Raw genomic sequence first — 6554 nt, 5'->3', positions numbered from 1 at the left:
GCCCGCCGTGGACGGCGGCCGTGGACGACGGAAAGTGGTGGAGCCATGCGTCCGCGCGTGATCGCGGCGGTTCTGGCCGGAGGGGTCGGCGCGCGGATGGGCGCGTCCACCCCCAAGCAGCTGCTGCCCCTGGAGGGGCGGCCCATCATCGAGCGCTCCATCGCCGCGTTCGAGGCGTGCCCGGACGTGGACGAGATCGTCGTGCTCATGGTGGAGGAGTACCTGGACAGGGTCGGGGAGATCGTCTCCGCGGCCGGGTTCACCAAGGTCAGCGCGGTCCTCCCGGGTGGCGCGACCCGCACCGACACCTCCCTCGCCGCCCTGGCCGCGATGGAGCACGCGTCCGACACCGACCTGGCGCTGCTGCACGACGCCGCGCGCCCGCTCGTCCTCCCGGACACGATCAGCGCGTGCGTGAAGGCACTGGGACGGGTCGGCGCGGTCGGGGTCGCGGTCCCCAGCGCCGACACCGTGGTGCGGGTGGAGCCCGGCCGGTCCGGCGGCGAGGTGATCGCGCAGGTCCCGCCGCGCGCGGGGCTTCGCCGGATGCAGACACCGCAGGGTTTCCGGCTCGGCGTGGTCCGCCGCGCCTACGAACTGGCGACCGCGGACCCCGACCTGGTGGCCACCGACGACTGCGGCGTGGTGCTGCGGTACCTGCCCGAGGAGGAGGTACGGATCGTGCCGGGCGAGGAGACCAACATCAAGGTGACCAACCCGGGCGACGTGGAGGTCGCCGGGACCCTGCTGCGCCGGATGCGGGAGCGCGCCGCCCTGTCGGGGGTGGACGCGTGAGCGGGGTGTTCGAGGCGACGGAGGTGATCGGACACCGGGGCGCGGGGCGCGGCGTGGTGGACGGCGCCCGGGAGAACACGGCCGAGTCCTACGCCGCCGCGGCGCGGGCCGGGGCCGACTGGGTCGAGATCGACGTGCGCCGCACCGCCGACGACGCGCTGGTGCTGTACCACAACGACGCCCTGGACGACGGCCGCTGGATCGTGGACCTGCCCGCGCACGAGTGCGCCGCGGCCGGGTTGCTCGGTCTGGAGGAGGGCCTGGCCGCGATCCCGCCCGGTGTGGGGCTGGACGTGGACGTCAAGTCGGTGATGGAGGACGCGGTCGACGCCCCGTCACGGCGGACGGTGTCCCTTCTCCTGCCGTACCTGCGCGAGGAGGCGGAGCGTCGCCGGGTGTTCGTCTGCTCCTTCGACCCCGCCGTCCTGCTCGCCGTCCGCGAGGAGGCACCCGGCGTGCCGACGGCGTGGATGCCGTTCGTGCGCAACCCGCTGGACCAGGCCGTGGCGGGGGCCGCGGGGATGGGGTGCCCGGTCGTGGCGATCGACGCGCGTTCGTTCGGCCTGACCGGGGACGCGCCCCGACCGGGTCGCAGGTCGGTGGAGTACACCGTGGACCTGGCCCACCGGGCGGGGATCGAGGTGGTCTCCTGGTGCCCGGACCCGGTGGACGCGGCCCGCTTCGCCGACGCGGGGATGGACGCGGTCGTGGTGGACGACGTGCCCGGGACGGTGTCCGCCCTCAAGGAGGTCGGCGGCGGCACCGAGGGTTCCGACGGCTCCGGGGACTCCTGAACCCCACCCGGCCCCTCAGATCCGGTTGAGGAGTTCGGCCTTCTTGGCGGAGAACTCCTCGTCGGTGAGCAGTCCCCTGGCGTGCAGGTCGCCCAGTCGCTCGATCTGCCGGAAGATCCACTCGGTGTCGCCGCTCCCGGCCGCCTCCCCGGGAGGGGCCCCGGCCTCCGGGGTCTCCCCCGGTCCGGTGCCCTGCGCGCCGGAGCCGATCGGCAGGTNCACCGACCTCGCCGCCGTGTCCAGCCACCACCGCGGGTCCCTGAGTCTGGCGACCGCGTTCCGTCCCTCCCCACCGCCGGAACCCCGCTCCGCGCGGGCCCACACGTGGGCGGTGACGGTCGCGGCCATGAGCAGGGTGTCGTAGTTCTCGTTCCCCTCGTCGGCGACGAGGACGTTGAGGTCCTGTCTGGGTTTGGCCGAGCTCTCCCCGCCTCCGGTGGTGACCAGGCGCAGGTAGCCCCATTCCCAACCGTCGGAGGGCACCCATTCCGCACCGGTGATCTCGGTGATGCCGTACTCCCGGCGCTGCGCCCTGCGCTTGCGGCCGCTGGCCTCGGCACCGGACCAGACCAGGCGCACGCCGTCGTCGTCCATGGTCGCGGTGCCCTCGGAGGTCTGGATGTGGAGGGGCGGCCGGGGCACCAGACGGGTGGCCGTGTCGGGGGCGGGCGGCTCGGTGCGCTGCTCGGCGGCGAACCGGATCTGGTCGGCCATGTACTCGGCGACCAGTTCGCCGCTGGCCTGGCCGGTGAGGCGGAAGGGTTGGGACTTCTCCCTGAGCATCGCGCCGACCGCCGCGTAGGGGTCCGTCCGGTTCCGCAGGCGCAGTTGGAGGATCCACCCCTTCCTGCGGCCCGCGCCGGGCCGGAAGTCGACCTCGGCGATCGCGCCGATCGGAACTTCGAGCTGGCCTATCCGTTTGAGCAGCGGATCCTTGAACCAGCCCTGCGTCTCGTACCTGATCGCGACGGTCTCGCCGTCGAACCGCCACACGGCCTGGTCGCCGCGCAAGTCATCCATGGGGCACACGCTCCTTCTCCGCACCTGCTTAGCAGAAGGCCCTCCCCCGTACGGAGGGGAACCGGTGTCCGAAGGCGGCCAAACGCGGCCGAAGACGGCCTGTGGCGGAGCGTCAGGCCCTGGCGGCCTGCGCCGTACGCGAGTCCGAGCCGAGCCCGGGCGGGCTGGTGATGAACCCGGCGCCCCACGACATGTGCATGGTGGCCAGCGCGAGCGGGATCATCGGCAGGCTGGCGGCGGGCAGGCCGCGGCCGAGCGGTACCGACGCGACGGTGACCAGCGCCAGGTAGGCGGCCGGGACCAGGAACAGCGGCCAGAGGAAGAAGCCGCCGACCAGCCCGAGGGCCACGCCCGTCAGGGCGACGGGCGGCGCCAGGTAGCGCAGGTTGATGGTGCCCCTGTGCTGGCGGGAGACCACCCTGCGCCAGCGGCCGTAGTGGAAGTACTGCTTGGCGAGCAGGCGCACGTTGCGGCGGGGGCGGTAGGAGACCCGCATGCGCGGCTGGAACCACACCGTGCCGCCGGTGGTGCGGATGCGGTGGTTCATCTCCCAGTCCTGGGCGCGCAGGAACGCCTCGTCGTAGCCACCGACCCGCTCCAGCGCCGAACGCCGGAAGACACCCAGGTAGACGGTGTCGGCGGGGCCACCCTCCCCTCCCGTGTGGAAGCGCGCGTTGCCCACGCCCACCTTGGAGGTCATGGCGGCGGCGACGGCCTTCTCCCAGGGGGTGGTGCCCTCGGCGGCCATGATCCCGCCGACGTTGTCGGCACCGGTCTCCTGGAGCGTCTCGACGGCCACCCGCAGGTAGTCCGAGGGCATCATGGCGTGTCCGTCGATACGGGCGACGATGTCGTGCGAGGACTTCCCGATGGCGGCGTTGAGCCCGGAGGGGGTCCTGCCCGTGGGGTTGTCCACGACCTTGACGCGCGGATCGGCGGCCGCGATCCCGTCGGCGACCTCGCGGGTGCGGTCCGAGGAGGGGCCGACCCCGAGCACGACCTCCAGTTCGCCCGGGTACTCCTGGGCGAGGACGTGCGCCACCGCCGCGGCGAGGTGGCGCTCTTCGTTGAGTACGGGCATGACGACGGAGACAGGCGGCCAGGACACGGGCACTTCCCAGGATCAAGACGTGTCGGGTACTGCGTAGGACCTCGTCGTACGCGCGTCGTACGCGCGTAGGACTGCGTCGTACGCGCGTCAACGGTACTGCACCCGTGCGGCCGCGTCGGCCCGCGTGAACCCCGTTCCACCACCGCCCGCGTCCCTTCCGGAGCGGGCACGCACCGAACGCGCTCCCGCCGCGTCACCGCCGCCGTGCGCCCGTCGCACCACCGGCCGCGCCGTTCCGGGCGGAACCTCACCGAGGTACGGAGCGTCACACGTACGAGGGGATCGTGAGGGGCCCGTGAGCCCACGCAAAGGGGAGGACAACACGCCGTGGGTTGACATCCCGCTCGCTTCGGCGATTCGGGTGACAACCTAGAGATGAAGGACACCGCTGACCGGGTGGGACGGGGACGCCGATGAGCGACGACAACGCGGGACGGCAGGGACCGGGGGGAGAGTTCCGCCGCAAGCGTTCCCAGCCCGTGCCTCCCGTGCCCCCCGAGCGCTCCGCCAGGTCGGGACGGGTGACCGTGCCGAGTGCCGCCGTCCGTCGCCGCCGCACGGGCCTGCTGGTGATGAGCGCGCTGTCGGTGCTGGTCCTGCTGGCCTCGGGAACCTCGTGGGCGCTCACCGGCTGGATGTCGGGGGCCCTGAACCGGTTCGACGTGTTCGGCGCCCTCTCCGAGGAGGACCGCCCGGAACCGACCGGTGGACTGACCTTCCTCGTGATCGGGTCCGACAGCCGCGACGAGATGAGCGACGAGGCCCAGGAGGAGCTGAGCGTGGGGTCCGTTCCGGGCCAGCGCTCCGACACCATGATGCTGGTGCGGCTCAACCACGACCGCGACCGCGTCACCGTCGTCGGCATCCCCCGCGACCTGTGGGTCGACATCCCCGGACACGGCCCCGACAAGATCAACGCCGCCTACGCCCACGGCGGTCCGCAGCTGGCCGTGCGGACCGTGGAGTCGGTCACCGACGTCCGCGTCGACCACTACGTCGAGGTGGACTTCAACGGCTTCGTGGACGTGGTGGACTCCCTGGGCGGTATCGAGGTGTGCCTGCCCCAGCCGATCCACGACCCCAAGGCCCACCTGGACATGGCGGCGGGCACGCACCGGGTGAACGGGACCGAGGCCCTGGCCTTCGCCCGCACCCGCGCCACCGAGGGCGGCGACCTGGACCGCATCGAGCGCCAGCAGCAGGTGCTGTCCGCGATGCTCGACAGGGCGATGAGCACCGAGACGCTCTCCAACCCGGCGAAGCTGACCGACTTCGTGGACAGCGCCCTGTCGTCGATGACCGTCGACCAGGGGTTGGACACCAGCACGATCAACGAGATCGCGTACCAGATGCGCGACCTGGACATGAGACAGGTCACCTTCACGACGGTGCCCGTCTCCGACCCGGCCTACTGGACGCCGCGCGGCGACGTCGCCGTGCTGTGGGACGAGGCCGCCGCGCGGGAGCTGTTCGACACGATCGAGGCCGACCGCCCGATCGCCCAACCCCAGGAGGAGGGCACCGCCGCGGACCCCGGGCTCCAGCCCGCCGACGTGCACGTGCAGGTGTTCAACGGGGTCGGTACCCCGGGCCTGGGCGCGCAGGTGGACGGCGAGCTGGCCGCCGCCGGGTTCCAGGTGAGCTCCCCGGCGCAGAACTGGAGCAGCCTCGACGTCGCCACGACCCAGGTGCGCCACGGACCGGACGACGCGGAGGAGGCCGAGTACCTCGCGGGGATGGTCCCGGGCGCCGAGACGGTCGAGGACGGCACCCTGGAAGGCCGACTCCAGCTCGTGATCGGATTCGACTACACGTCGCTCAACGCCCCGGAGGCGGCGAGCGCGACGTCGGAGGGGGAACCCTCGTCCGGCGAGGACTCCACGAACGTCTCGACCGCCCGGGAGAACCTCTGCGGGTGAACCGAGGGAGGGTTCAACGTGCTGCACCACCTGGTCGGCCTGCTCGTCGGTGTCGCCCTGGCCCCCGTGCTGTGGGTCGCCGCCGCCTGGTCGGCCGACCTGCTTCCGCGGATCGCCGAGGGTGACGTGACCGTGGCGACGGTGTCGTCGGTGGTGGTGCTGAGCCTGGCGGGGGTCGTGTGCGCCTACCTGGTGGCGTCCCGGGTGTCACCGCTGGTGGCCGGGGCCAGCGGCGCCCTGCTCGCGGCGCTGAGCCTGTGGCCGGTCGCGCACCCCGCGTCCATGGAGGCGGCGCTGTCCTGGCTGAACCAGGACAGTTCCCTCTACCCCTCCGGCGCGGGTCTGGCCGTGGCGCTGCCGCTGGGAACGCTGCTGCTGTTCTCCGCCGCCATGCCCGTCCGGTGGCGGGCCGCCTCCCTCGACGCCGACGCTCGCTCCGGCCACCGGATCGTGGCCAGCGCCAACCGTGAGGAGTACCAGCGCGCGGCACGCGGCGGCGGAGCCGTCGACGACCCGTGGAACGGTCCGGCCGGGGACACCGTGCCGGACGCCGTCCCCGACGTCCCTCCCGCGCCCCGGGACGGGGGCTCCGGCTTCGACGACGATCCCGAGAAGACGACCACGCCCTTCCGCAGAGGAGGGAACGGCGCCGTGTGGACTCCCCTGGACGCTGGCGAGGGCCGGACGAGGTTCGGCCGTCGGCGCTGAGCGCGCCCCCGTACCGCGTACGCCACACCCACCGGTAACCTGAGCGCCTGACTGTTCACGCGGTGTTCGGTCATGCGCCACACCCCGAGGCGTAGGGTGATGCCCGCCCCGGGGCACCTACCCGCAGGCCGAATGATGTCCGTTTTCTTCCCCGAAGCAGGGTGTTGACCGCCTTCAGCGGGCACAACCAGCAGCATGGGAGCGGAC

General features: G+C 72.7%; 6 protein-coding genes. 4 read left to right on the top strand and 2 right to left on the bottom strand.

What is annotated here, in order from left to right; all coding sequences use genetic code 11:
• The first annotated feature begins 45 nt into the window (after positions 1-45).
• Together D455_RS0111320 and D455_RS0111315 are read left to right on the top strand one after the other, a co-directional pair.
• The gene (locus D455_RS0111320) at positions 46-795 is read left to right on the top strand and encodes an IspD/TarI family cytidylyltransferase (RefSeq protein WP_017570842.1); all 750 of its coding nucleotides are present in this window, start codon (positions 46-48) and stop codon (positions 793-795) included.
• Positions 792-1589, top strand: a complete 798-nt coding sequence (locus D455_RS0111315) for a glycerophosphodiester phosphodiesterase (protein ID WP_017570841.1) — start codon at positions 792-794, stop codon at positions 1587-1589. The genes D455_RS0111320 and D455_RS0111315 overlap by 4 nt, the downstream gene beginning before the upstream one ends.
• Before the next feature lie 15 nt (positions 1590-1604).
• Here the strand turns inward: D455_RS0111315 and D455_RS0111310 are convergent, their stop codons facing one another.
• Both D455_RS0111310 and D455_RS0111305 read right to left on the bottom strand, forming a co-directional pair.
• The gene (locus D455_RS0111310; RefSeq protein WP_017570840.1) at positions 1605-2609 is read right to left on the bottom strand and encodes a DUF4429 domain-containing protein; all 1005 of its coding nucleotides are present in this window, start codon (positions 2607-2609) and stop codon (positions 1605-1607) included.
• A 112-nt stretch (positions 2610-2721) separates the two neighbouring features.
• On the bottom strand, positions 2722-3717 hold the full coding sequence (locus D455_RS0111305) for a glycosyltransferase family 2 protein (protein WP_026122529.1): 996 nt from the start codon (positions 3715-3717) through the stop codon (positions 2722-2724).
• Positions 3718-4133: 416 nt separating this feature from the next.
• Between D455_RS0111305 and D455_RS0111300 the strand changes: the two genes are divergently transcribed.
• Positions 4134-5639: an LCP family protein gene (locus D455_RS0111300; protein WP_017570838.1), complete on the top strand. Its 1506-nt coding sequence runs from the start codon at positions 4134-4136 to the stop codon at positions 5637-5639.
• A gap of 18 nt (positions 5640-5657) precedes the next feature.
• Complete coding sequence (locus tag D455_RS0111295; protein WP_017570837.1) at positions 5658-6347, top strand: hypothetical protein; 690 nt, start codon at positions 5658-5660, stop codon at positions 6345-6347.
• Positions 6348-6554: the final 207 nt, after the last annotated feature.

The organism is Nocardiopsis halotolerans DSM 44410 (genome assembly GCF_000341065.1).
Taxonomy (GTDB): Bacteria; Actinomycetota; Actinomycetes; order Streptosporangiales; family Streptosporangiaceae; genus Nocardiopsis; species Nocardiopsis halotolerans.
The sequence above is the reverse complement of the archived record's forward strand: the minus strand, read 5'-3'. Positions and strand labels throughout refer to the sequence as shown.

Coding starts and splice junctions, on each gene's coding strand:
- D455_RS0111320 (WP_017570842.1), top strand. CDS start 46: ATGCGTCCGCGCGTGATCGCGGCGGTTCTGGCCGGAGGGGTCGGCGCG.
- D455_RS0111300 (WP_017570838.1), top strand. CDS start 4,134: ATGAGCGACGACAACGCGGGACGGCAGGGACCGGGGGGAGAGTTCCGC.